The organism is Acidipila rosea, assembly GCF_004339725.1.
In the GTDB taxonomy this organism is placed as follows: Bacteria; Acidobacteriota; Terriglobia; order Terriglobales; family Acidobacteriaceae; genus Acidipila; species Acidipila rosea.
The window spans coordinates 1-23,466 of the sequence record NZ_SMGK01000009.1 but is presented as its reverse complement, the minus strand read 5'-3'; the positions used below and the strand labels follow the sequence as shown (position 1 = coordinate 23,466).

At 54.9% G+C, this 23,466-nt stretch carries 19 protein-coding genes and 1 pseudogene; 7 read left to right on the top strand and 13 right to left on the bottom strand.

From position 1 onward, the window contains the following. Positions 1 to 2: 2 nt before the first annotated feature. The 3 genes and pseudogenes from C7378_RS17385 to C7378_RS18105 all read right to left on the bottom strand — a co-directional run bounded on the left by C7378_RS17385 (position 3) and on the right by C7378_RS18105 (position 2,319). Complete coding sequence (locus tag C7378_RS17385; RefSeq protein ID WP_243648347.1) at positions 3 to 293, bottom strand: hypothetical protein; 291 nt, start codon at positions 291 to 293, stop codon at positions 3 to 5. A 734-nt stretch (positions 294 to 1,027) separates the two neighbouring features. Next, on the bottom strand, positions 1,028 to 1,312 hold the full coding sequence (locus C7378_RS17380) for a hypothetical protein (RefSeq protein WP_131999521.1): 285 nt from the start codon (positions 1,310 to 1,312) through the stop codon (positions 1,028 to 1,030). Between the two features lie 5 nt (positions 1,313 to 1,317). Continuing rightward, positions 1,318 to 2,319 (bottom strand): annotated as a pseudogene (locus tag C7378_RS18105) (DUF3644 domain-containing protein). A gap of 176 nt (positions 2,320 to 2,495) precedes the next feature. On the opposite strand from C7378_RS18105, the gene C7378_RS17365 reads away from it, so the two are divergent. Both C7378_RS17365 and C7378_RS17360 read left to right on the top strand, forming a co-directional pair. Beyond that, a complete protein-coding gene (locus C7378_RS17365) occupies positions 2,496 to 3,848 on the top strand; it encodes an ATP-binding protein (protein ID WP_131999515.1) in 1,353 nt (450 codons plus the stop codon). A 16-nt stretch (positions 3,849 to 3,864) separates the two neighbouring features. Beyond that, positions 3,865 to 4,830, top strand: a complete 966-nt coding sequence (locus C7378_RS17360; protein WP_131999513.1) for an O-methyltransferase — start codon at positions 3,865 to 3,867, stop codon at positions 4,828 to 4,830. A gap of 8 nt (positions 4,831 to 4,838) precedes the next feature. Here C7378_RS17360 and C7378_RS17355 read toward each other — a convergent pair whose 3' ends face one another. The 5 genes from C7378_RS17355 to C7378_RS18260 all read right to left on the bottom strand — a co-directional run bounded on the left by C7378_RS17355 (position 4,839) and on the right by C7378_RS18260 (position 9,201). Continuing rightward, positions 4,839 to 5,633: an endonuclease gene (locus tag C7378_RS17355; protein ID WP_131999511.1), complete on the bottom strand. Its 795-nt coding sequence runs from the start codon at positions 5,631 to 5,633 to the stop codon at positions 4,839 to 4,841. Then, positions 5,630 to 6,934: a DNA cytosine methyltransferase gene (locus tag C7378_RS17350; protein WP_131999509.1), complete on the bottom strand. Its 1,305-nt coding sequence runs from the start codon at positions 6,932 to 6,934 to the stop codon at positions 5,630 to 5,632. The genes C7378_RS17355 and C7378_RS17350 overlap by 4 nt, the downstream gene beginning before the upstream one ends. Further along, positions 6,906 to 7,367, bottom strand: coding sequence for a very short patch repair endonuclease (locus tag C7378_RS17345; protein WP_131999507.1), 462 nt, complete (start codon positions 7,365 to 7,367; stop codon positions 6,906 to 6,908). Before C7378_RS17345 ends, C7378_RS17350 begins: the two co-directional genes overlap by 29 nt. 416 nt (positions 7,368 to 7,783) lie before the next feature. Further along, complete coding sequence (locus tag C7378_RS17335; protein ID WP_131999503.1) at positions 7,784 to 8,965, bottom strand: tyrosine-type recombinase/integrase; 1,182 nt, start codon at positions 8,963 to 8,965, stop codon at positions 7,784 to 7,786. Continuing rightward, the gene (locus tag C7378_RS18260) at positions 8,962 to 9,201 is read right to left on the bottom strand and encodes a helix-turn-helix domain-containing protein (RefSeq protein ID WP_131999501.1); all 240 of its coding nucleotides are present in this window, start codon (positions 9,199 to 9,201) and stop codon (positions 8,962 to 8,964) included. The genes C7378_RS17335 and C7378_RS18260 overlap by 4 nt, the downstream gene beginning before the upstream one ends. 695 nt (positions 9,202 to 9,896) lie before the next feature. On the opposite strand from C7378_RS18260, the gene C7378_RS17325 reads away from it, so the two are divergent. From C7378_RS17325 to C7378_RS17315, 3 genes are all read left to right on the top strand, one after another. Beyond that, complete coding sequence (locus C7378_RS17325; RefSeq protein ID WP_131999499.1) at positions 9,897 to 10,949, top strand: PIN domain-containing protein; 1,053 nt, start codon at positions 9,897 to 9,899, stop codon at positions 10,947 to 10,949. 110 nt (positions 10,950 to 11,059) lie between these two features. Next, positions 11,060 to 12,880, top strand: coding sequence for a tetratricopeptide repeat protein (locus C7378_RS17320; RefSeq protein WP_131999497.1), 1,821 nt, complete (start codon positions 11,060 to 11,062; stop codon positions 12,878 to 12,880). After that, entirely contained in the window at positions 12,877 to 14,187 is a 1,311-nt protein-coding gene (locus tag C7378_RS17315) for a DUF5677 domain-containing protein (protein WP_131999495.1), read from the top strand. The genes C7378_RS17320 and C7378_RS17315 overlap by 4 nt, the downstream gene beginning before the upstream one ends. A 17-nt stretch (positions 14,188 to 14,204) precedes the next feature. Here the strand turns inward: C7378_RS17315 and C7378_RS17310 are convergent, their stop codons facing one another. The 5 genes from C7378_RS17310 to C7378_RS17290 all read right to left on the bottom strand — a co-directional run bounded on the left by C7378_RS17310 (position 14,205) and on the right by C7378_RS17290 (position 21,495). Further along, positions 14,205 to 15,206 (bottom strand): restriction endonuclease, encoded by a 1,002-nt coding sequence (locus C7378_RS17310; protein ID WP_131999493.1) that lies wholly within the window; start codon positions 15,204 to 15,206, stop codon positions 14,205 to 14,207. Positions 15,207 to 15,250: 44 nt separating this feature from the next. Beyond that, a complete protein-coding gene (locus tag C7378_RS17305) occupies positions 15,251 to 17,770 on the bottom strand; it encodes a DEAD/DEAH box helicase family protein (protein WP_131999491.1) in 2,520 nt (839 codons plus the stop codon). A 248-nt stretch (positions 17,771 to 18,018) separates the two neighbouring features. After that, entirely contained in the window at positions 18,019 to 19,914 is a 1,896-nt protein-coding gene (locus tag C7378_RS17300; protein ID WP_131999489.1) for a coiled-coil domain-containing protein, read from the bottom strand. Beyond that, a complete protein-coding gene (locus C7378_RS17295) occupies positions 19,914 to 20,405 on the bottom strand; it encodes an ABC-three component system middle component 2 (RefSeq protein WP_131999487.1) in 492 nt (163 codons plus the stop codon). Before C7378_RS17295 ends, C7378_RS17300 begins: the two co-directional genes overlap by 1 nt. Beyond that, positions 20,398 to 21,495, bottom strand: a complete 1,098-nt coding sequence (locus C7378_RS17290) for an ABC-three component system protein (protein ID WP_131999485.1) — start codon at positions 21,493 to 21,495, stop codon at positions 20,398 to 20,400. Before C7378_RS17290 ends, C7378_RS17295 begins: the two co-directional genes overlap by 8 nt. A 607-nt stretch (positions 21,496 to 22,102) precedes the next feature. On the opposite strand from C7378_RS17290, the gene C7378_RS17285 reads away from it, so the two are divergent. Both C7378_RS17285 and C7378_RS17280 read left to right on the top strand, forming a co-directional pair. Then, positions 22,103 to 23,131, top strand: a complete 1,029-nt coding sequence (locus tag C7378_RS17285) for an ArdC family protein (RefSeq protein WP_243648343.1) — start codon at positions 22,103 to 22,105, stop codon at positions 23,129 to 23,131. A 95-nt stretch (positions 23,132 to 23,226) separates the two neighbouring features. Continuing rightward, entirely contained in the window at positions 23,227 to 23,424 is a 198-nt protein-coding gene (locus C7378_RS17280; protein ID WP_131999483.1) for a hypothetical protein, read from the top strand. Positions 23,425 to 23,466 lie beyond the last annotated feature (42 nt).

Genomic DNA, 23,466 nt, shown 5'->3' with positions numbered 1-23,466 from the left:
TCCTACATCGATTGCCCGGTTAAAGAGCCGATCCAACCAGCTCCCCAGCCGAGAACTCCGGCACCGAACAAAGCGCCGAAGAGTCCTGGGATCGCGTCTTGAAACCGTCCCGACATCATGCGAATTCCGGCGAAAATCAGACCGCCGAAACAAATAACAGCACCCGCATAAATACAGAACGTCTTAAAAGTTCCCATCAGCGTTTGCGCCCCAGAGAAGTCCATCGTTCCCTGGGCGTGGGCAACGCCACTTCCGACTCCCGCAAACAGGAGTGCGGTGAGCGTCGGTGCCATCACATGAAGGGCATGGCGGAAAGTTTGCTTGGAGAGTGGGTTTACCCGCCGTTTGGCGGGGAGATTGGACGACCGATTGAGAGGCTTTCCCAACCGGATTGAGCGGCGGATTCTGAGCATCTTTGCACCTCCGCTGACTCGGTGTCAGCTAGGCGCAAAGCTAAGAGCGTCGCAGGGAAACGTCCAATGACTTTTTGAGCGAGCGTCATTCCTTTTTGGAATGATGCCTCCGGTCAATTCTCTTAGATTTGTGGTCTGAATGATCTAGCTAGGTCGCCGGTTCCCGGTCGCTCGAAATGTGGCGGGGATCTATTGCGTGGATACCGGCCAAACGGACGAAATCAGGGCCGTTGAACGTTGGAATCTCGCTGATGCCGTGCGCATACATAGCTGCGGCAAGTCGTGCGTCATGGACTTGTACGCCAGAGACATTGTGTTGGACGACGATCCTTCGCCACTCGCGGTAGACGGCTTCCGTGTCAGCGAGGAAAGTGAAGCTGCGCTCGATGGGCGTTTCTCTCTGTCTCTTCTACCGTGAGACCGAAACCGTTCCGCCCTTTAGGGTGCGTGAAGCATTCCAGAACTCGATCATGTTCTGCAACGTGTGGGCTGGGGCATGCCTTTCTGTGTGAGGACACGAATTGCGCCGCGTACCAACGAAAGTTCTGGGTGATTGTCTTTTGCGAGGCGGAGCAGGATTTTGCTGTCGTCCAGGTAGAGGAACGACCTCGCCATCAATCATGATTCTGATAGAGGCTTTCACGAGAGAACACCTCTTTCGGCAAAACAGGAATCTTGTCGGAGTATCGCGTCAACTCGTCCAGTGAAGCCTCGAACTCTTCCAAACTGAGTTTGTGCGCCGCCGACCCTCCTGCCGTCGCAGTCTGTTCGGCGATCAGATTCTCGACATAGCTCTGTGGCGTCAGTCCGCGCGACTGAACCTGAGCGGCGAGTTCGTCCGGGATGTTGACCGTCACCTGCATGTACCAAGGGTAGCAAAGGGACCAGACGATGAGCACGCCGATTACCTGTGCACTGGAACGGTTGCGACTCGCGGCCGCAACCGAGCTTCATTAGCTTCACAGAACCGTCGTACCTCTTCGATCCAACTTGGATACCAGAGCCAAGTTGTTTCGGCAACGAATACACCGAACTTGCCGGGTTCGCGCTTTGCATTGAGCTCTTTCCACAATTCTGTATGTTCATGCATGGTGAAGCCTCGAAAACCCTCATCCCTCATCATCGCGACAATCTGTCCGGGACGATACTTCACCTTTTCAGTTTCTTTGACGTACACGCGGTTCATCTCGTCTGAGGTAGACCCAGCAGGCACGAACTCGACAAGTTTGTCGGCTGTAGCTTTGCCATTTGCAAGTTTTCGAATGAACGCGACTCTGAATGAGAACCGCGGGTCATTGAATTCGGCGTCGGTCATGTCTTTCTCAAAGTCTGTTATGTATGTCCGAATGTTAGGCGGAAGGTCCGTCTGAAGAAGTAGCTCTTTGGCTCCATCCTCGTCAAAAGTTGAGAGCTGGATGCTGAATGCCTGCTCTTTTTCGAGCGAGTGTGCATCTCCAAAGTGCTTCTTTATCGTTTCATTGAAGTTAAGTGCAGCGGACATGAACTTGGCGCTCAACTGATCGTCGATTCGCGAGGTTCCCTGATGCTCAATCTCGTGGCGGATGCCGATCAGGAAAAACGAGATTTTGTTTGACTATATGGTTGATGGGAGACTCTCTACAGCCAAGGCACTCCTCCAGGCTCCAGAGCCGCACAGCGCCGCGCGGTGTGGTGGCATACTTCTTGCGGCCCGACATGCGTTCAAGCTGCCTGTAGTCGATTTTGTGTTTCGGAAATAGGCATGGAGCAGGTAAGTCCAAGCGATGACTGTCGTGACGATGAACAACTCCGATTTAAACTCGATCTGTGGATTGTTATAAATCTGGACGGCCGTGAGCATTGCCTCACGGGCCTTTTTCACCAATTCGTGCGATACAGACCAGACGCGTCGAATACGCTTTGCCATGTTGGATTGAGTCTACTAGCGGCGAACATCAGTTATTCAAAATAGCGAGATAAAGATGATTGGGCACGAATTCCGGCCTCCCGCGAAGACGGCCCGATAGCCTAACGCTCTCTAAATTCTCTCCCTTTGGTATAAAGGTTGGGAAACGAAGCTGAAGAGATCGCACTTTCCAAACCATGCCAATCGCCGAAACCGCAGAGAGGTTGATAGACGCCGAGCCGACGAAGCAGTTTTTCGTCGACATGATCACCCGTGACATTCAGCTCGAACAAGCTGTCCTTGATTTAGTCGACAACAGCGTAGACGGCGCACAGCGTTACCGAGGGACGGACCCAAAGCCGCTTGACGGCTTCGAGGTGACAATCACGGTCGACGCGAACAGGTTCAAAATTTTCGACAATTGCGGTGGCTTCGATAAGGAAACCGCCCGGGATTACGCGTTTCGCTTCGGGCGTCCGGCTGAAAAGCCCATGCCACCTCACTCTATCGGCCAGTTTGGAGTGGGAATGAAGCGAGCGTTGTTCAAGTTTGGGCGGCATTTCATGGTCCAATCGTCGACGGAAGACGAGGAGTGGGCCGTAGATGTAGATGTAATTGAATGGGAAGGCTATAAGGCATGGACGTTCCCTTGGGCCGAATTTCCTGAGACTCCACAGGTATCCAAGGACGAGCCAGGCACACTAATTGTGGTGGACAAACTGCGCCCAGAGGTGAGCGCTCGTTTCGGTACTGAGTATTTCGTGAATGCCATCATTGGACTGATCAAATCAAAGCATCGCCAGTTCATCGCGGATGGCCTCTCGATCTCCGTCAATGGTCACCACATCAGTGCTACTAGTCTCAATTTGCTCATCACCGGAAGCCTCCGTCCCGGTGTCGACAAGCTTTCCTTCAACGGCGCAACCGGAACGCTCGTGAATGCACGAATCGTCGTTGGCATCGGGGAGTCAATCCCTCGCGACGCCGGATGGTACGTCGTATGCAACGGGCGCGTAATCTTGGAAGCCGATCGTCGGGCAGTGACAGGATGGGGATTGGTCGAATCGGAGGCATCTAAAACCAGTATTCCAACTTTTCATAATCAGTATGCCCGGTTCCGGGGGGTGGTCTGGTTCGACTCAGCAGATTCTGGACGCGTGCCTTGGAATACCACTAAGACCGATGTTGATCAGGAAAGCCCCATTTGGCAAAAGACTTTCCTGCGCATGGTCGAGATGATGCGACCGGTCATCGACTTCATGAACGAACTGGATCGCGAGGTGGAAGAGCAGACTAAAGAGAGTAGTACACTGCTGGGGCATCTCTCTCACGCATCGCGTGTCAACACTGAAACATTGCAGACGAAGACGCCGTTTACCTTTCCGCGGCGTGGCGACATTGCGCCTGCTGGCCCAACGATGGTAAAAATCCAGTTTTCGCGGCCATTACCCGACATCGACTTCCTGGCCAATGCATTTGGCCTTTCATCGGCCAAAGCGGTTGGCGAAAGGTGTTTCGATCTCGCTCTGCGAAAGCAACGCGACAATTGAGCAAATCAGAAGATCTATGAGCGCGAGCTTCCGAAAAATCGACTATTCATTACGTCCAGCTAAGCATGCGGAGCGCAAGATGTTGAGCGAGATCTTTCGCCGCCTGCGGCCGTTTCAACCAGTTGAGGATTACACCTACGTAGGGCTGGGTTCCATTTGGTTTACGGATTTTTCCCTATTTCATCGCGCCCTAGGAGTTAAGGATATGCGGTCGATCGAGCGAGAGAAAAACGCCAAGGCTCGCGTCGAAGCCAACAAGCCATTCTCAACAATCACAGTTGCATATGACGAGGCATCAGTCGTCTTGCCGGAGCTTGATTGGTCGAAGAGGTCGTTCGTTTGGCTGGATTACGACGATCCGCTCGCTCCAGATATGTTGCTAGACAGCCAAATCGTCGCGTCTCATGCAGCATCTGGAACTGTCTTAGCAGTATCGGTTCAATGCCAGCAAGCAAGAGAAGTTGGGGACGCACAAAAGGAAACCAACGGTCCAACCGCATTGGAACGTTTCCGCGATCAGTTTGGTCGCGAATCCATACCTCAAGGCGTCTGTGAAGATGACCTCTACGGATGGCCATTGGGGAACCTCAGTCGTCGCATGATCGAGGCAAAAATCCAAGCGGCGTTGGCAGTCAGAAACATCGATCAGGATGTCTTTAGCGCGGTAAGCTTTATTCCAATTTGCTCTATTGAGTACAAAGACGGCGCATGTATGACGACCGTCGTCGGAATCTTCGTTGAAGGGCGAGAGCTCGGCACTGCCCAGTCATGCGGATTTGAAACTCTAGACTTTCTGACCACCGACGGAAAGCCTATACGAATCCAGGTTCCAGTTCTTACGATACGGGAGATACGGCACATCGAGCGTCAGTTGCCACAAACCGACAAGCCTATCGATTACGGATCGATCCCACCTTCCGATGCTGACCATTTTGCCGAGTTTTATCGCTATTTACCGAACTTTGCGACGCTGGATCAGTAGGCTGGCGATTACTCCGTCAGCCGATACCGCTGCAAATCCGCCGGTCGGATATTGACGGCTTCGGTGAGTTGGTAATGGCACTCTCGAACGATGGATACCTCGTCGCCATCGAAAGTAAGCTCGAAAAGCGCAATCACATTATCCGGCATGAACTGAGCAGAGACCGTCCTGGGGATGCAGTTGGCATACCTGGCTTCGTCCTTGCAAAACATAGTGTCTTGAATCGTCTGTATGACGCCAAGAACATCTTTGCCGCCCTTCGCCTGCACCGGAACAATGTATTGGACACCACGGGCGTCGACTCCCACGTACAACTCATCGATTTCTATCTGACCGTAGTTGTCGATGGTCGTCCGAAGATGGTTCTGCAGCGAATAAGCGACGATGCCGAGAAAAGTGTCGATCAGCCTGTTGTAACGAATCTTTGCGAGAAGGGCTTGCTCGTCCGTCAAAGCATATTGAGCGATAATCTCAGGTGTAGCATCCGGGATTTTCCGTACGAGCAATCCGTTTGTCGGATAGATATACGCGAGCCGATTTAGCCGGAAACGGTATCGAGCTGGACCGGCTCCTAAGATGAGCCAATTGAGCCCCTGCGGCTGCGTATCGAGAATTTCCTTTGGAAGCCTATTTCGATACCGGAAGCTATAAACAACGTCGCCTGGATTTTTTGGCACTTTGATGTCGAGCGCGGAGGCAGCGGCGATGATCTCTTCGCGATCAAACTGGAATTCCTGGCCGCCCTTATAGTTTGCCTGAAAGATGTAATTGATTATCTGGCTGTAGACGTTGAGTGGCTTCATGCGTAAATGGCACTGATCGCGTTGCGATCCTCTTCCGTCGAAATTCTAATACGCCTGCCTGGTACGTAGTCGTCGGCCCCGAGATGCTCCACCGCATCATTCATCTTCATGGTAAGCAGCTTTTCGTCTCCCAGCTCAAGCACACGCTCTGGATGCCTCGGAGAAATGTTCAGGGCACTAATCACTTCCGCAGCAACTGCGCGACCGAGTAGGGGTGGGACAGAGTTGCCGATCTCTCGGAAACCATGCCATTTCGTCGAATGCAGGCGAAACCAATCTGGATAAGAATGCAATCTCGCGGCCTCGCGTACGGTGATCACGCGGGGGTGATATGGGTGGATGGGGCGCGGTGAAGTGAATGCGCCGCGATCACTTCCAGTGCCAGCGCGAAGTGTGTTGCACAAGCCTTCAGGGTGCAGTTTCAAAAACCTACTTACCACCTCGACCTTTCCGTGTGCCGTGGCCTCGAAGCGGCTTTGAGAAAGGTGAGTGTGGACTGTTCTCATGCTAGAGGTAAGCCGACGAGTTGACCATTTCCGCGGGTGCGAGAAGTCGCCGGAATCTTGTATCTGTCCCCGTAATATCCCCGCATATCGCGATGCCTTACCGAAGCGAACCGGAAATACAGCATCGTTGTCTATTAGCTCGGGATAATCGTCGGCATTTGGGAGGTCCCCAATCGCGTCCCATACGGTCGTGCGATCTTCCGAGGCTTCCGGGTACTGCGGCAGACGCAGCCCCTTCTTTGCGCCCATCAGAAACAGCCTACGCCTGTCCTGCGGCACCCCAAAGTCGGCTGCATTTAGAACCTTGTAGGGCAGAACGACATCATATCCTGCTCCATCGAACGCATCGATTAGCTCCTGAAGCAGCTTACGGTGGTCACCAACAGTTAGACCTTTAACGTTCTCGAACACAAAGTAGTTAGCGTCTAGTTCTACGACGAGTCGGAGGAATTCCAAAAGGAGACCGTTACGGGGATCATCGAGTGCCCGCTTGCCGATTAGCGAGAATCCTTGGCAGGGCGCTCCGCCGAACACCACGTCTATCTGAGACGAACCCAGCCCCGCCTTCTCACGAATCGCCAAGCCGGTAATCTTCGATGCATCGGCGCAGATAGCTTTGCAGTTGGGAAAGTTAAATTCATGAACCGCGCAATGAATCGGATCGATCTCGAGCGAAGCCACGACATCGAAACCCGCTTGTTCGAAGCCAAGGGTCAGTCCGCCCGCGCCCGCAAAGAGATCCACGGCCTTAGGGCGGCGCGAACTCTTACGCGTGTTGTGGAGAGAGGAAATCATTGAGGCGCTCCGTTAGTTTGTGCAGGTCCTTCAGTTCGCATTGCCAAACGGTGAGAACCGACCAACCCATTTGCTGTAGCTCGTCCTGCGTTCGCTTATCTCTATCAATGTTCGCGCCAAATTTCGACTCCCAAAATTCTTTTCGACTCTTCGGGGTACTCGCATATCTACAGCCCTCATGTCTGTGCCAGAAGCAGCCGTGGACGAAGATAATCTTCTTTCGTCCAGCAAACACGAGGTCCGGTTTTCCAGGAAGGTTTGTTGCGTGGAGCCTATACCGGTATCCCAGAGCGTGAACAAGCTTGCGGACCCGCACCTCTGGCCGGGTGTTCTTGGAGTGGACTGCTGCCATGATGAGCGAACGCTTATCGGCGGTGACGTGATCGACCACGTCACTGTGAACTCCCAAATAGAGGCGTCTCGTCAGCAACATACTTCTCTGCGGCGTCTCGAATCACCCAAGCTAGCGATACTTTCTTCCGCTTGGCGATCAATTCCAGCGACGAATAGATATGAGATGGGAACGTAACCGACGTTCTGGTCGGAGCATCTTCCTTAAGAGCCGCAGTCATGCCATACCTCGCATGCACCACTTTACACCAACACGGTGCTGCACCGCTGCGCGAAGTGGGAAGGTATTGTTGGCGAGGCCGAAAGCACGAATACTGCACGCATCGATGGCATTGAGTCGACCTTAATTCACTCCCGACTGACTCCCAAATCCCTGTCCAGTGGGTACTTTTCCGTACTTCCGGGTAGCCATTCGTCCTGTAAAGTCTTGTATTTACGCGAGTTCCCGGTCACTCATAACCCAAAGGTCGTAGGTTCAAATCCTACCCCCGCAACCACTTAAAAGATTTGAGGGCGCAATTGGGGCGCATCCGCCCCAGCCACTAAGAGTTCCTCGATCAGTCTCGCATTTGCGGGACGGGTCAAGTCGAGCATGTTGTTCTGTCCATACTTCATCGTCATACCAATCGAGCTGTGCCGCATGAGCTTCTGCTGCACCTCCGGCGCAATCCCGGAGCTTCCCAGCCGCGCCCGGTAGGTGTGCCGGAAGTTGTGCCATCCCAGGTTCGGGATGCCAGCCTTCCTCCCTGCCGGAGCCAGATGGTCCTGCCGGAGCGAGTCGGCATGATACGGTCGGCCCGTGTCGATGTTGCCGAACAGCCAGCCGTTCACGCTCTCTTCCCGCGCCTTCCATGCCTGAAGCTCCTGAATTAGCATCTCGTGCAACGGAAGGACGGAGGCCGAGGCCAGAGTTTTCGTCTCATCCTCGTACTTCCCCACGACCGACCGTTCAATCGTGAGCGTCGCCTGCGCCAAGTCGATGTCCGCCCATTGCAATCCCAAAATCTCGCTGATACGCATACCCGTGTTCATGGCCAGTACAGCCATGAGCCGGACATGCGGAGCCAGGTGAGAGAGGATCACGTAATACTGCTGTGGCGTCAACAGATAGATAACCCGAACCCGCCTGCTCGTTCCCTTCAGTTCGATCAGGCTCATGGGATTACGCTGGCAATCCAGATAGCGCCAGCGCATGGCGTATTCGAAGAGCCGGTGCATCACCGCACGGGTATGCAACTTGCTCTTGGGAGCAAGATCGCGCGGCTTTTCATCCTTCTTCTTCGGCTTGGTCTGCAATCCCTTGATCCACTGCTCGACCGCCATTGGATCTTTCGCCATATCGACCACGCGGACATTCTCCCACTCGGGAAGAACGCGCGCATTCAACATGGACCGCAGAGGTCCTGCCGTGGACTGACGTTCTGGAATTGCCTCTTGCAAGTAACGCCTCACGAGTTGGCCGAAGGTTGCGACTTCGATTGAGTTATTGATCTCAGCAGTGAACTTGGAAGCCGCCCGCTGCGCCTCTGCCCTGGTACGAAGTTGGTGCGTTGTGCCCAGGGTTCGGGACTTGTCTACATCTCCCTCCCTCCAGCGAAGAACCCAGGTATCAGGCCCCTTGCTGCGGGCTTTACGAACGATCCAGCCATGCTGGAAAGTCTGCCGCTGCGTACTAATCATTTGCCGCTTCCTCCTTGTGTGAGCGGCGCGGATGATGCCTTCAAGGATACCTCTGCCTGCATCCTGTCTGCCAGCTCGGAGATGAGAAACCTCCAGCGTTTACGCACTCCGTTCGTGATGAAGTGCGCCGGGATCTTTCCCTCGCGGGCAAGGCGTTTCACCGTGATTGGAGAACACCGCAGGAATGCGGCGGCCTCCTGGGCCGTAACAAATGCTTCACGTTCGGATAGGTTCATCGCACACCTCAGCGTTAGGCCGCGCTACGGGTTGCTGGCAATCCGTAACGGCTAACAACCCCAAATTAGGCGTCGAACCGCTCTCAGACCATTGCAGAATCCGAGGGGGATGTGCAGATTCTGCACATCCCCCTCGACCCTAGCTGTATACCTCATGCTTGCTCCCGGTTTGCCCATGACTCGCCTGCAATCTGCCGATTGGAGCCTCTGGTGCATATCGAGGACTCACTGAGTGACTCGGCGATTTCCCATCAATCCAGAATCCTTCACAGCGAAATAACGCGTCTGGTTACCAATCCAACTTCGCGACCGACGTCTGCCGTGACAGCAAGGAAGGATTTCGTAACTTATTGAAATCAGGAGCCCCGGATGGCTACTTTGGAACCCTGAGACACCCTTGGAACCGGTTATTGCACCCTTATCGCACCCACGTCCTCTGTCCACCAAACCTCTGTCCAGACCTCTGCCTTAAGGCAAAGGTCGCGGGTTTGTTAAGCCCTCAAAATGGATCCCGCCGTTTTGGATGAAGGTGAGATCCGCCTCGAAACCGCAAGTGGAGGGCACTCTCTCGCTTCGTGACGTTTGCCTAAATCTGGGTGGATTGAACCGCGCAGAAGCGTTGGTACTCACCGGAGGGGGATGTGTATAGATATGCTTGGTATCTGTAGTAGCAAATCTGACCTAACGAGGCACATGTGCCCAAACGCAGCCCGCAAACATTCCATGTCCTCATTGATACCTGCGTCTGGCTAGACGCCGCTAAGGACTATCAGCAGCAGGCCATTCTGGCCGCTCTGGAGGAATTGATCCGCCATGGCGACATCGCGCTTATTCTGCCGCGCATCGTCGTGGATGAATTCAACCGAAATAAGGCCAGGATCATCGAGGAGAGCAGCCGCAGCCTTTCCAGCACGTTGAAGCGCGTGAAAGACGTTGTGGAGAAGTTCGGCGACCCACGCCAGAAGCGCAACGTCCTGCGTCAGCTCAACGAGGTGGACCACCGGCTGCCTACCCTGGGGGAGGCGGCGGTGGGAGCAATCGGCCGTATTGAAAAACTCTTTGCCGGGACGTCCATTATTGAAACTTCGGATGCGGTGAAGCTGCGCGCAGCGCAGCGTGCCATCGACAAACGGGCTCCGTTCCACCGGCAGCGCAACGGGATAGACGACGCCATTCTGATTGAGATATACGCGAACTCCGTTGCCGCAAAGGCTCCGGCAGGGACGCGCTACGCTTTCGTGACACACAATACTAAGGATTTCAGCCATCCCAATGCGAGTAACAAGCTGCCACACCCGGACATGGGGCCGTATTTTTCGCGGGTAAGGTCTTTGTACTTCATCACGCTTGGGGAGGCGCTGCGGCGCATCAGGCCCGCACAGTTTGCTGACTTGATGATTGAGCAGGAATGGGTGGAAGAACCACGGCGGCTGACAGAGATAGTTGATTCCATTGGAGAGTTGATAGACAAAGTCTGGTACAACCGACACCAGGTCCGACGAGAGATGATCGAGGATGGCCGGACCAAGCTTGTCGAAAAAGAAACCTTTCCTGTCAAAGACCATGCGAAGAGGCCCATTCAACGCGACATATGGGAGGGCGCTCTAAAGAGCGCCGCCAAGGTAGAAAAAAAGTACGGGCTGGACAATCTCGGTCCGTGGGATGACTTTGAGTGGGGCATGATCAACGGCAAGCTTTCGGCGCTGCGCTGGGTGTTGGGAGACGAATGGGACATGCTCGATACCTGATCCGAGATGTCGGGACGGGCGGGGCACCCTTCGAGGCCCTGAGCATTCGTTAGGCCATAGGTAAGTGAGAAAATGGCTAGTCCCAAAACTGCTGTCACGACTGGAACCCAATGGCTCGTTCGTCCAGGTTTGTCCTTCTCGCCTTGCTTCTCGCGGTAGCCGCCGTTCTCATATACCGATACCGGCAGCACTCCCAGCACCTTCAAAACGGTGTCGCGGACACACACCCTAAGCCGATTCTTATTCCTGGCGTGACAGAGCCGGAAGAAATGCGGGTAGAGCCTTTCCCGAAGTCTGCGCCCACCGCGCCGGAGCGGATGCTGGGCGATGCGATGAAGGAGATTCGGGGGAATAGCGACCCGAACGCCCTGCTCCCTGCGCTCGACAGCATCCTCGCCAAATATCCGGACTATGGAGACGGCTACGTGATGCGCCTGGCTTCGCTATGCAACGGGAAGAACCATGCGGCTATCCTGTCGGACATCAACAACGCACTCAAATACAACACGACTTCCGAGGATGCCACGGACACGAAGGCGTCCATGCTTTCCATGAAAGCGAAGCTCGAACATGATGGCGGTGATGACACGGCCGCTATGCGTGACTTGGATACAGCCATCCATGCGAACCTCGCGGACGCTGCGCGATTTACCAATAGCGGCGCGACTGCCCCGGGAAAAACGGCATCGGCCTGTACGTGGACCGAGATAGACATGGACCAGCTCAAACAGCGGTTTCCCAATGATTACCGCTCTTATCTGTTTGCCGGACTCTATTACGGATTCTTCAGCACTTGGAATGACGCGTCATTAAAGCCTGCGATGGACAACTTCGCTAAAGCGGCAGAACTGAACCCTACGTCCGCGCTGCCTTATTTCTACAAAGCGCATGTAATGCAGCAGGCGACGTTTTTAAAGTCGATGAACTGGTCTGATGCGCAACGCGCGGAGTTGAACAAGCATTTGCTCGATGAGCTGAGCAAGGCACTGGCGTTGGACCCCAATCTCCTCCCTGCAATCACCGACCGGGCGGAAGTGTATTTCAGTCTTAAGCAGTTTCAGCAGGCCATCCCCGACTATGACAAGGCCATTGCGCTCGATCCGAAGGACTACGGTGCCTACAATGACCGGGGACTATCAAACATGGAGCTGGGAAAGACCTATGACGCGATTTCCGATTTTAGCGACGCGATCCGGCTCAAGCCCCGCGAGCTGCAGAAATCAGACAGCTACGAGAATCGCGCCGATGCCTACCTGAAAACCGAGCAATGGGCGCTTGCGATCCGCGACTTGACCACGGCTATTTCGCTACAGACCGGCGGCGTCTCGTTTCTGATGAACATCAATCAATTCCGCGCGATCTACCCGGAATACAAACCTGCCTCCGATGAGGCCGTTGCGCTCAAGCTCAACCAGACCTTCTTCCCGAACCTCAAATACGAAGACTTTTCCAAGAGTTTCCTGCATGACAACGTGGAGAAAGGATTCTTCAGCTCCTCCACGCTTCCCGATCTGTACGTCAAACGCTCCGACGCTTATCTGAAGGAAGGTGACTGGCATAGCGCTGCAGTCGATTTCCGTCGCGCGGCAAATGGCTTTAAGCGCCTTGCCACGGCGGATCGCTGGCGCTCGATAGGCACACAGCAAAATTCGAAGCTCTATATCGACATGCAGACGTTCGATGATTCGGCGATTACATCCATGAAGCTGTGGACCAAGCAAACAGAGGGCACGACTGATGACAGCGGTCCGTATTCGTTGGACCAGTATGAATTCAATTGCACGACGCGGCAGTTGCGCACAGTATCTTTCGCGCGCTATAGCGCTACCGGCAATCTCCTGGCAAGCCGCGGGGATGAAAAATGGGAAAGCTCGATCCCCGATACGCTGGGAGAAACGCTCCTTAATGACATGTGCAGGTCGCAAAAATGACACAGACCGTCGAGCCCAAATGCTTCGGAAGCGGAGAAACCCTTCAACGCACCCTCAATGAGGCCGTGGGCAATCTTCCGGTGTTGTTTCTTGAGCACCGGATTGCAGAGAAGCTCAAGTTGCAGGACGTTAAGGCACCGAAGGGACTTGCCCGGCAGATTGCCAAGCATATCTTGAGTGGCAGCTCCGAACCATTTGCAACTCCCCGAGCAGCGCGCGGCAAACGCGTTGACATCACGATTAACGATTCTGATCTTGAGGAGGTTATTCGCGGTCTTGAGCGTTTTTACGACGAGCAGCTCCCCGCGCTGCTGCCTTTGATGGCAGGCAAGATTGCCAAGAACGTTTTGAAGAACCTGAAATCGCAGTGGCCGAGTGAGAACAGCTTGCAGGAAACCGACATTCTGGAATTTCGCAAACGTATAGACGGCAGGTGGGGTAAGCCGCTCGGCCAACTCCGCATGTTACTCACCATGTCACGCGAATGGTGCCAGGAAATCAATGTCCGCGAGAGCCGCCACGGAAAGCACAAGAACGGCCGCTCCCGAAGGCTCCTGATACGGTTGCTTGTCCGTGCTTGCCAGGTGACAGATGAGATTCTGTGCCTGCTGGAAAACGGGTTTGCCGACGGCGCTATGGCACGGTGGAGAACACTTCACGAAATTGCGGTCGTGGCGGCCGTGATCCTTCAATACGGCGATGAGATCGCAGAACGTTACATCGATCATCAGACAGTGGAATCCAAACGCTCGATGGACAAATATATCGCGTGTTCACAGCAGCTTGGCTACAAGCCGATGACGCCTCGCATGCAAGCGAGGATTACAAAGGCGCACGAGAAAGTCATCACCAAATACGGTAAGACTTTCCACTCCGATTATGGTTGGGCTGCCTACCACCTGAAGAAAGAGAAGCCGAACTTTACCCACTTGGAGGAAGCCGCCGGTCGGGCTGAAATGCGCGCCCACTATCAGATGGGCAACGACAATGTGCATGCCGGAATAAAGAGCATGTATGTCCGGCTCGGACTGATCGGAGACTATGAAGGGCTGCTCGCGGGGCGCAGCAACGCCGGACTAACCGAACCAGGTCAGAATGCCGCACACACGCTCACACAGCTCGCCGTGCTCGTCTGTTTCGTGGAGCCGGTTTTTGATGATTACGTGATTGCGGACATGCTCATGGCGCTGAGAGACGAGATTCCGCGATCCTTCGCCAAGGCTGAGGCGCAGCTAAAGAAGGACGACAGAGCAATCCGGGGAGCACCGAAGCCACTTAAACATGCCACACAGAAGACTGATGGCTAGCTTTCTTCGCTTGCACGTTAGAGATTTACGGCCTTCTCCCAACACTCCAGCAGTGTCCTCGTAAAATCGTCAGAACGCACTGCAGAACGAATATCTTCGCCAGTGATCGGAACAACGAGTATATCTTCACGGCTTCCGCGTAGCATCTCTTTCGTGATCGTCTCGGTGAACCCATTCCAGGAAATCAGGAAGCCGAGCGTGCACCGCTGGCTGCGATTTTCCAGTTTAGAGTGAAACACGACGAATTCGTTCTTCCCGCATTTGCCTGTCCAATTTTTGCACTCTGCAAGTATGAGAGCACCTTCCCGCCGCAGGCGCGGCTCCGTGCTGTCGTTCACTACTGAAATGTCGATCTCCTCAGTTTCAGTCCGGACACGGCCCGTCACGACAAAGCCGGGAACGGACGAAAACAACCTACTACAGAGCTCTTCAAGTGTTCGACCTTTGTCATCCGCCGAGCGCGCTGTCTCCACGGCATCAACCAGTGCATCTAGCGTCTCAGAGCCCCAGCCGGAGAGTCGTGCAGCGATTTCAGCGATGCGCTGCCCGACCTCATCAGCCGCATGTTCTGCCGCTTCCTCGACTTCTGCCGCGATCTTGCGGATAGCTTCATAGGCTTTTCCCAGGTTCGTTTCGACCGTGTTGATCCGGAAGCGGAGTGCCACATACGCGCCGTCATCGTCGTCGTGGGTGATATCGACATCGCCGCGAACACGGTGCCGTGTTTCAACCGCTCGCCTGACCAGGTCGAGATATTGCTCTAACCCCAGCGGAGCATACCAATATTTACGCGTCCACGTATGATCTGCTTCGCCGTAGATAACCTCCCCATCCCGGCCAAGCGTACCGCTCCAATCGAGATGCAGCCTTCCGTCTTTTTGGCTTCCGACTTGAAGGGTGGCGCCGTCCGGTAGATCGTTAAGGGTCAGCTTCGGCAGTACGGATGCAGGCAACTCAGCCGGTCCATCGTCTTCCTCATGCCGAGCAGTCAATTTTTCGCGTGCTTCCTGCACGTCCATGCGCAATCCTTTCAGCCGATAGCTCTCCCGCTATCCGCGAGTCACTACTTCAGATTCTTCAACTTCTTGCTGTAATCCATCGTTACCGCTGATACCGAAAGACCGTGGGTGTCGATCAACTGCTGGATGTGGCGATCCGACAGGTCTCTAAAATCCCGATTCTCGAAGCCTTTGAAAAACTCCCGCACCGCTTTGACGAACTTCTTGAGTTCGCTTTCCCGCATCGCCTCGACATCATGCGTAAAGGACGCGGCGCTTTCGACCACATGGGTCGGGTGAATAATAATCCGCTTCACCTTCACGCCGGGATAATGCTTGGCGAACCAGGCGCTTGACCTGTTCATCTGCTCTGCCTCGCGCTTATTGATATGGGCACGCTTTATCCCCACCTCACTCTTGCATTCCCACACGATGTACTGGTCGTCAGCAAGAGCCCACAGGTTGTCCGGCCCTTCCTTCCACTCCTTGTCCGGTCGTTCTCCTGCAAAGCCGATCGCGCGGCTTAAGTCATCGAGCGCCTGCTCGAATTTATCCGCCTTGGTCCCGAATACGAGGCGGCTCAGAATATCGGAAAGCGCCACTTCTAGCTGCGCATAGCCATCAAACTCGGTAAGCCACTTCTTAATGCGTTCGACTCTTCCCTGGCTGACAATCGTCAGCTTTGCGACTGTCACGCCCGAAGCTGGCTTCAGCAGCAAACGGTTTTTCTTGTGTGCGGCGATCTGAAGGCGTTGAGATTCTTGGCGATTAGCTTTGTAGTGGTACCGCGCCATTTCCTGCAGATACCAAGCGGTGTCTTCACGGTCTGTAGAGCCCTTATCAATCAGCTTCTGCAAAGCATCCCCAGCGGCGGTGTAGTCCCCTGAGTTATACGCCTGCTCGGCAGCGAGCTCCGCAGCATAGGCACGCAGAATGCGTTCATTGGCACCGGCAGGGCGCACCTTTTCCATCTGCTCCCCATAAAATGCCTTCCAGTCCGCGTCGCGGCCAAGGCACTGGCGGACCAGACCGTTCAGAGCATCAGCCGGAGACTCGCCCTCCTCAATCTCTTGCTGCGCCATTTCTGCTATTTCCATCCCGATCTCGATCTGCGTAGACATCTGCGGCGAGAGGAATTTGCGCGATTCCTTGTCTCTAACCAGTCGAGTAATATCCGATCCCGTGATAATCACTACCGAGTAATCTTTTTCTCCGCGAACGCTGCGTCCCATACCTTGCTCGATAGTGCGGATGGTTCTCATTAACGTGGCGTCGCTGTCTGGGCGGCAATGCTCCTGGTACAGATCGATAAGACTTTCTGAAAATGGGCGTCCGTCAAACACAAGAACACGGCACATATCGTCAGGAAGGTCTATGCCGTCGTACCGGTTGACGAGCACTACGGTCTTCTCATACTCGCCTTCGCGCAGCTCTTCCAGCACATTGGAGACCGTATCTCGGTTGGCTACGATGGCACCGTAAGCTTCCCAATCCTTCGTCCTTGCGAAGCTGGAAGCCAGAGCAACATAGCCGTAGCGCCGCTTCGTATTGGGCTCGGCGTAGTGATGCACCACTTCCGTCCTGTCCAAGTCTTCATGAATCAGAGATGGCAAGAGCACCATCTTTTCGCCGGACCAACGCTCCTTTGAATAGGTCAAGGGTTTCACGATTGTCTCAGGAGTAAGCTGCAGCCCCTTGACCAAGAAAGCGTCATCGGTAACGGTGGCCGACATGAAAATCCGGTGCGGAGCGTCCCAATAACTACCGAAGGCTTTGAGGGGTGGAATATACGGCTCGATTTCGAGCGCAACTCCGGAAAAGACACACTGGCACTGACCGAGGATGTCCCTGATCAGCGGCCACGCAAAACGTATGGATTGGGAGTCGGCATTGGCTGAAAGAATATTTGCGACCTCGGTCTCGTGCTGAATCCACGCCCAATAGGGCACGGGGAGAAGCGCGTCCCGCTTGTCATTCCCCATGTCGGCGTAGGTGCCAACACCCTGCTGCTCCAGATCGGACGCAAAGAGCGTTTTGAGCGCCGCGTAGGCTTGCTCTGTACTCGTAATGCGTACCTTACAGGCATCCCTGATGGAATCTGCGCATGCGTGAGCATCATCCATGAGGAGGGAGCCCACTTTGATCGCTTTGCGATTGAGCCCGAACTTGGTCAGTCCGTTGAATAGCTTCTGTACCGAAGTCACCAGGATCTTTTCGCTATTGAGGAAGGCGTCCGGCAGTTCCGGGTCTGCCTTGCAGGTCGCAATACCAAATTGTTTCGCCTGTTCGCAGGTTTGATCAATGAGGAAGTTGTCGGGGCAGAGATAAACGACTGGCCCGTCACCGGAATTCAACCGGGACTGCAGCATTAGCAAGCCGACGAGGGTTTTCCCCTGGCCGGTGTGTAGCTTGACGATGACATCCCGCTCTTTACGGTGCGTGGCGAACCAGTCGTTGAGCACTGAAAGCTGGGACGGCCGCAAAGGCCCCTTATCGTGCGCGCGATCCAGCGTGTCATATAGCTTAACCGGATCAACCTCTTTACCAGCCTTCTTTCCAGCCAATCTCTTTTTGAAATCAACCATGCATTACCTCGTACCTTTCTACCTACAGGGTACAGACCGGCACCGTTTCGCGTGGGTCTTCCTATTTTCACGAGTGGCCTATTCGCCGTAGCGCTAGCACGCCGGTCCTCGGATGTGCGGTCTTCCGTCAGTTTCCTCTCGTCTGCCGAAAAGACGGTACGCAATGCCTCGTGTCAGGATCTTCCCATCCACGCGGAGCCTATATCGGGTAGAAACGCAATCCGCGCGCGCAGGCGCCAACTCCGCGATTACTTGGCTGGTGGCCTCTTCACAGATGGGAATAGTCCATAGCGGCCAAGCTTTTCGTTCGCAGTAAAGTGGATGCCTTTGTCTGCATCCTCCGGCGGCGGGTCGGTATTGTCGATCACGAAAATCTGCTGCTCGCCTGAAAACTTTTCTAAGTGCTCGTAAAAGCGAGGCTTCAGATCCGTCGCAGTGATGTCCTCGTCATCGGGCATCGGTTCTTTGTATGCGATAAGCGGAGAATCCAGGATGACGAAGCCGGGATGAGGCATGCTACGCGAGCGGCAATATTCGAATAAGGCCAGAACGAAGGCAGAGTAGGTGATAGCGCAGAGGCCAGCGCCGCGGCTGCCGCGCGGACGGCCGCCGATCACGACATCCTTTGTCCTCTCGTCAAAGTAAACGTCGGTGGCACCGGGGAAGTCCCACTGCTGAAGGATGTCTCCAACGGTCATGGAGTAATCGCGAAGAACCGATTGCGAAATGTATTGAGCAACTGCTGATGACGGTTCTTCGACAGCGATGGCCTCCGGCTTCGTGGGTTTTGTCGGCTCGTCAATCCTGCGTTGTAGAGACTTGATACGTTTCTGCAAAACAATCGCCTGTTCAACCCTGGCACGCCGCTCGATTAGCTTCGTATGTTCATCACGCGCCGAAGAGAAGTCAGGAGAGAGAGCACTATCGATCTCCTGCTGATAGTTCTTCAAGTCCGCACGCAGAGTCGAGACATCATCAACGATAATCTTGTTCTCACTGGTGAGCGATGCGACAGTTTCATGCAACTCAGTCTGCAAGAGCTTGATCTTCGCGATTTCGGCTGCTGCCGCCCGCGTCACAGCATCGACGTTGCCATCGCATGCTGCTTCATGATGCTGGCCTTCGGGCAGTGCGCCGCAGAGCGGGCACTGCATGGGGTCGCGAAGTACAAAAAACTGGCCGGACTGCTGGATCGCGGCAAGCCGTTTCAAGTCGTTTGTGTATTGCTGATCTAGAAGGCGAAAACGGTCGAGCAATTCCACGATCTCGTTGTTACGCGCGACCATACGGGAGTAGCTTTCGTACACTTCCCTGCGCTGCTTCGTCGTCGTGTTGATCTTGCCTTCCATCGTGCGGATCGACGCCTGCAATTTGTCGATCGCGTCGTTGATATCGTGTTCCTCTTGCTCCAGCCCTTCGGGATTGCCGGTCAGCTGTAACAGCTCATCTTCGTAGTCGCTAATGAGCTGTGAGACGGTGTCGGCGTTGAGTGGCTTGCGCTCGATCTGCGGCTTCAGTTCGGCTGGGGCCGCCGTCTCTGGCGTTACGGACGAGTCATCCAATCCGGTCAGGAGAAGACGGAATACGCCATACTCCCGTGTCGCCTCAAGCCATTGCCCTGTGAGAATGGGGCTCTTGTTACTGGTGATTCGTGGATACGCGATTACGCATAGATGTGCGAGCGCGCGGAAACCGAGCGACTTGAGAGTGCCTTTTTCCTTGCTGTAGAGGATCTGCTTTTTATCGAGACCAATCTGCTGAAGCAGCCAATGCGACAGGTTGTCGTAATTCTTCGTCGTGTGCGCTGCGGAAAGCTTTTTAGCAAGCTTCTCGTCGGCAGGGACTTCGTCGAGCAATCCATCGAAAAGCTTGAACGCGCCCTTGTTGACGCTGCGATGCACGGTGTAATCCTTGCCGTGCACCGTAATGCCGAGCAGGATTGTGTCGAAGCCGTTGCGCTCGGGAATATCGCGTAGATCATCGCCAGCGCCGAGCATGAAGTCGATGGCTTCGACGAGGAACGTCTTTCCGGTATCGCTCGATCCGTAGAGGACATTGAACCCTGATTTAAACGGAAAATGGACGGGGTCTTTCCCCGGTCCGAGGAAGCGGATAAAGCGAAGCTGGAGCGGGTTGAACGCCATCAGAATAGCCTCGGCTGTTCTGGAATCTGGAATTCACGCGACCATTGGTCATATACCCTGGTCAGCAAGAGTCGAATGTCCTGATCGGTCATCTCGTGGAAGCGATCCACTACCCAAGTCGCTCGATCTTTCAACTCGGTGAGATAGTCGGCATCGAGGGCGTCGAGAAATGGGCCAGCATCATCTTCGGCCTGGTAAAAAAATCCATTCGCCGTTGCGTGCCGGGTCACGAGACCGCGGCTAATCATCAGCATCAGCCCGCGCTCGATCAATTCGCGGCGGACGAGAAGCTCTCCCGAGCGAAGCGGTAAGGCTGGGTGAACGCTGGGCGGTCCATCCACATCGCCTGTATGAACCATGATGTAGTCGTATTCCAACAGCCTTTGTAGATCGATCTGCGCCGGGTATGACTCGGCGAGCAGAATGAGCGCGCGAATCCCCGTTTCGATAGGGCTATTGAAGGTCCGGACTGCTCCTATGGTCTCAGCCATTCTTCTTCACCCAAACGAAGAGATCGTCATTTGCCAGATGATGGCAGATTCCGTGCTTGTCCTGTGTTTGCACACGGATACAGAGCGCATTGCAGTTCGGGTTTATATTGCCTGCCTGCTGGAGTGTGGCTCCCATCCGGCCGTAGCCGTTGGCATAGTCCATCTCGTATGTGTTAACGGCGCCGTGGTAAATTTCGTCCCGGATTTGATCAAACGCGCCGGGATCGACGCTGTCACGCGGGAAATTTCGGAGCGACTCGGCATAGTAGAACACTTCACGCGACCGGTTGAAGTGCTTCTCCAACTCGGGGTACGGAGCGAGTTGGCCCGGACTGTTGAGCTGTAAAGTCAACTTCTCTGAATAGACCTCGAAGAGCTGTTCGACGTACCGGCTCTCTTTCTGTTGTACTTCATCAGGCGGTGCATTGACCGGAGTCCGTTCTGGGAAGGATGCGGTTCCGAAGCGTCGAGTGTGGAAGATCGTGCTCGTGTGGCCACTGACGAGCTGCACGACGGTCTTGTATTTGAAAGCCGAGAAGTCGAATTTCTTCAGGTGGTCGAGCAGAGCCCCCTCCAACGGAACCGCTTCGGTATCGGTTATGCCAGTCTTGCAGTGGGCGTCCCAATTCTTGATCAGTTCCTCGCGCAACCTCTTTGGATTGGTGAGCAAGCGCTGGAGCTTCAACCCAACGCCTTTCGATGCGGCGAAATAGTAGTTGACCGGCGGCGGGAATTCGCCCTTGAACGTGTAGTAGATCATCTTGCCGAACTCGACCCATACGTGGTTCGGCTGAAGCTTCAGGGCATAGCGCTTGCACTGAAAGTTATCCCACGGTCCCTGATACTTCTTATCCGTGGTGAATGCCACGATGTCACGCCCCATGTCGCCGGGGCCCGACCAGCGCTCAACCTCTTTGTAGGCTTTGAGTGAGGTGCCCCATTCTTCGGTAAACTCTTCCCATTGCGCCGGCTCCAGCAGTTCAATCAGCTTCGCAACAGGAAAGTTCATCCCGGAGCCAATCTGGGTTGGCTTGTCGGCGACGCCGGGGTTCAGCTTCCGTAATTTGCCAGCAGTTTTTTGCGTGTCCACAAGGCATCAGGCATCGGCGGTGATTGAGCGCCGTCTTCGGTAAGTCAAACAAAAGTCAGCAACGATGTTTGCATCATAATTGATGCACCCGAAGCATATCAGATGGAACGCGAGCGACACGGAGCATATGCCAGACGCCAGACTGGAAACTGGCTTGTCTCTGCCCGATCGCGCGGCAAATTCGGGTTTCAACTGACGACAACAGGTCGAGTCACTCATTCAGCCGTAGTAGGGATTTCTTTCTGCGTTCCGGTTGGGTTGTTGGCAACCCGGAGATAATCCAGAAACTGGTTCTTGGAAACACACCCCGACCCGTCGCCGATCAGAACTAAAACTCACAACAAGAGCAAGGAGGCGCTAACGCGCGTCTTGGTCCCACTTCGCGCCGCTCCGGTGGACGGCCCAGAGAGCGGGTCTTTTCCGTCCGTTCGGGCAAGCGCTGGCTGCGCGCCAAACGATCGTGCGTGTTTGTCACTTGCCACGCCCACCACTCCGGCCTCCCACCATCGCTCAGCTCGTTCTCCCCTGTCTGCCAGTGGATCGTTTTTTGTCTCGCTGCGCTGTGAGAAACAAAAAACGCCCACCGGGCAGACAGAGGGTAAAAACAATGGAATATCAAAGCAACATCAACCACAACAGCAACAGCGCATTCACCGTCAACGATGGCGCAACCAGCAGCATCGCCAACAACCCGGCTCCCGGCAGTGAAAACCGGAAGCCTGCAACCGCACAGCAGCTTGTCCGTGAGAACGTGCAATTTCTCATCGGGCAGTTGGAAGCGGGACACAGCGAAGCACTCACCGCATATCTCGACGCGATGGTGCAATTCCACAACTATTCTTTCGGCAATGTCCTCGCCATCGCCAGACAGAAGCCGCAGGCCACGAACGTTGCGGGGATGTGGGCATGGAACCAGCTTGGCCGCAGGGTGAAGCGTGGCGAGAAAGGCATCGCCATTCTTGCGCCGATGATTGCGAAGACCCGAAGGAACGAAGCCAAACCCGAAGGCGACGCGAACACCAACAGCAGACCCGCTTTGCTCGGCTTTCGCACGGTGTATGTGTGGGATGAGACGCAGACCGAAGGCGCACCGTTGCCGGAGTTGGAGAAGGTGACGGGCGAGGCTGGCGCGTATCTCGACCGTCTGCGCGAGTACGTCATCGCACAGGGCATCACCCTTGAGTTCGACGAGAAGATCGCGCCCGCGCTCGGCATGGCTGGCGGCACAACCATCCGCATCCTGCCCGGACAAACACAACCAGAGGAGTTCTCCACGCTGGTACATGAACTGGCGCACCTGATGTTGAAGCACGGGGAACGGCGCACGGCCACAACCAAGACCGTGCGTGAGACGGAGGCAGAGGCGATTGCCTTTGTAGTCGGGAAATCGGTTGGACTCACGACTTCAACCGCCAGCGCGGACTACATCGGCTTGTATCACGGCAACGCGGCACTTCTTACAGAGAGCCTTGAGCTTGTGCAGCAGACCGCCGCCGTCATTCTTGCGGCACTGAAAGCGGAAGAGTTTCTTTCGAAGGAAGCGCCGGAGGCAGCAGAGCAAACAACGGAAGCGCAGCCCGAAGCAAAGCGGGCGCGGCGTTCCCGCACTCAGACAGCCACCACGGAAGCGGCCTAACAAGCCGTTTCCACCACCACCGCCCATGAGTGCGGACAGGTGAGGTGTATCTGTCCGCATGACCCCCATGCTTCATTCACTACAGGAGAATCGTCATGTCGAAAACTGTTGCCATTACCAGCGAATATCGCAACCTGCCACTCACGCAGTTGCAGGAATCACCCACCAACCCGCGCCGCCGTTTCGATGAGCACAACTTGCAGGAACTGGCCGATTATGTGCCCGGGCACATAATCGGCATTATGTTCCGCTGGCCATTATGTGGCGGATGCAACGAGAAGCCGCATGGCTGAGGGCGGTGGGCGTTCTGGAGGGCACATAACGGAGGAGTCATG